At 72.4% G+C, this 2,833-nt stretch carries 1 pseudogene; it reads left to right on the top strand.

Going from position 1 to position 2,833, the window contains the following annotated elements:
* Positions 1-121 precede the first annotated feature (121 nt).
* Positions 122-2,833 (top strand): annotated as a pseudogene (locus AC27IO_RS22445) (molybdopterin oxidoreductase family protein); the annotation flags it as partial.

Here is a 2,833-nt window from a genome sequence, read left to right as displayed (position 1 = left end):
TGAGTGCGCCGCCGGGCGCAACTCCCGGCCCCGAAACGTAACTTATCAGCAATCAACCAAAAATTAGCACCCACCCCATCGGTCAGCCCAACCAAAGTCAAAGTTAACCAAAAATCACGCCATGACTCAAACCCAATCCACCTGCCCCTACTGCGGCGTAGGCTGCGGCGTGATCATCGAATCCACCGGCCCCCAGATCACCGGCGTGAGAGGCGACCCCACCCACCCCGCCAACTTCGGCCGCCTGTGCACCAAGGGCTCCACCCTCCACCTCACCGCCGCCAGCCCCGTCACCCTCCAGACAAGGCTCCTCACCCCCCAGCACCGCCCCCAGCGCGGCGACGAACCCCAGCCCATCGCCTGGGAAGCAGCCCTCGACACCGCCGCACAAAAATTCGCCGACACCATCGCCCGGCACGGCCCCGACGCCGTCGGCTTCTACGTCTCCGGCCAGCTCCTCACCGAGGACTACTACGTCTTCAACAAGCTCGCCAAGGGCCTGGTCGGCACCAACAACATCGACACCAACTCGCGCCTGTGCATGAGCAGCGCCGTGGCGGGCTACAAAACCACACTCGGCGCCGACGCCCCGCCCACCTGCTACGACGACGTGCAGCACGCGCAGTGCCTCTTCATCGTGGGCAGCAACACCGCGTGGGCGCACCCCATCCTGTTTCGCCGCATCGAGGACGCCAAGGCCGCCAACCCGGGCATGAAGATCATCGTGGCGACCCGCGCCGCACCGAGACCGCCGGGCTGGCCGACCTGTTCCTGCCCATCCAGCCGGGCAGCGACGTCATGCTGTTCCACGGCATGCTGCACCTCATGCTGTGGGAAGGCTGGGTGGACAGCGCCTACATCGCCGCGCACACCACCGGCTTCGACGCGCTCAAGGCCCTGGTGCGCGACTGCACGCCCGCCCGCGTGGCCGAGGTGTGCGGCATCAGCGAGGCGGATCTGGCCACCGCCGCGCGCTGGTTTGCCGGTGTGGGTGCCGGTGCAAGTGCCGGCGCCAGTGCCGCGCGCCAGCCCACGCTCAGCCTTTACTGCCAGGGCCTGAACCAGAGCACCAGCGGCACGGCCAAGAACGCCGCCCTCATCAACCTGCACCTGGCCACGGGACAGATCGGCCGACCGGGCGCGGGGCCGTTCTCGCTCACCGGGCAGCCCAACGCCATGGGCGGGCGCGAGGTGGGGGGACTGGCCAACCTGCTGTCGGCCCACCGCGACCTGGCCAACCCGCAGCACCGTGCCGAAGTGGCCGCGCTGTGGGGCGTGCCCGAGGTGCCGGGCACGCCCGGCAAGACCGCCGTGGAGATGTTCCAGGCCGCGGCCGACGGCGAGATCCGGGCGCTGTGGATCGCCTGCACCAACCCGGCGCAGAGCCTGCCCGACCAGGCCACCGTGCGCCGCGCGCTGGAGCGCGCCGAGTTCGTGGTGGTGCAGGAGGCCTTCGCCACCACCGCCACCGCGCAGTACGCCGACCTGCTGCTGCCCGCCACCACCTGGGGCGAGAAGACCGGCACGGTGACCAACAGCGAGCGCCGCATCTCCCGCGTGCGCCCTGCGGTGCCCGCGCCCGGCGACACGCGCCACGACTGGGCCATCGCCGTGCAGTTCGCCCACCGGCTGGAGGCGCGGCTGCGCCCGGGGCGGCCCACGCTGTTTCCGTACGCCACCGGGGACGGCGAGGCCGAGCGCGGCGCCGAGGCCGTGTGGAACGAGCACCGCGAGAGCACGCGCGGGCGCGACCTGGACATCACCGGCCTGTCGTGGGCGCTGCTCGATGCCCAGGGCCCGCAGCAGTGGCCCTGCCCGGCCGGCGCCGCCGAAAAAAACCGATGCCGATGCCGATGCCGACCCTTCGGCCCCGCCCCGCCCGCTGGGCAAAGCGCGCCTGTACGAAGACGGCGTGTTCCCCACCGCCGACGGCCGCGCGCGCTTCGCCGCCAACGCCTGGCAGCCCGTGGCCGAGCCGCGCCAGGCGCGCTACCCGTTCAGCCTGACCACCGGCCGCCTGCGCGACCAGTGGCACGGCATGAGCCGCACCGGCACGCTGGGCCGCCTGTTCGGCCACGTGGCCGAGCCCAGCGTGCAGATGCACCCGCAGGACATGGCGCGCCGCCAGCTGGCCGAGGGCGACCTGGTGCACGTCACCAGCGCGCGCGGCACCGTCGTGGTGCCGGTGCAGGGCAGCACCGACGTGGGCCTGTCGCAGGCCTTCATCGCCATGCACTGGGGCAGCGAATACCTGAGCGGGCAGTCGTCCACCGGCACGCCGCTGGCGGGCGTGAACGCGCTCACCACGCCGGCCTTCTGCCCCACCTCCAAGCAGCCCGAACTCAAGCACACCGCCGTCAAGATCCTGAAGGCCGAGCTGCCCTGGCGGCTGCTCGCCATGGCCTGGCTGCCGGCCGACAGCGCCCTGGCCGCGCGCGAGGCGCTGGCCGCGCTGATGCCCGCCCTGCCCTTCGCCAGTTGCGTGCCGTTCAGCAACAACGCGCCCCTGGCCGGCCCGCAGCGCGAACGCCACGGCGTGCTGCTGCGCGCCGCTGGCCACGAGCCCGCGCCCGATGCGCTGATCGAACGCATCGAGGCCCTGCTGGGCCTGGACACCCCCGACACCCTGCGCTACGCCGACCGCCGCCAGGGCCAGCGCCGCGCGCTGCGCCTGGAGCGCCAGGGCGGCGACACCCTGCTGGCCGGCATGCTGCTGGCCGGCGACACCCGGGCGGAGGCCTGGCTCAAGACCCTGCTGCAGGAAGAGCTGCCCGCGCAAGGCTACGGCCGCCTGCTGCTCGTGCCCGGCGGCCAGGCGCCCTCCGGCGCGCAG

The sequence above is a fragment of the Acidovorax sp. KNOB132 genome (assembly GCF_057541515.1).
The sequence above is the reverse complement of the archived record's forward strand: the minus strand, read 5'-3'. Positions and strand labels throughout refer to the sequence as shown.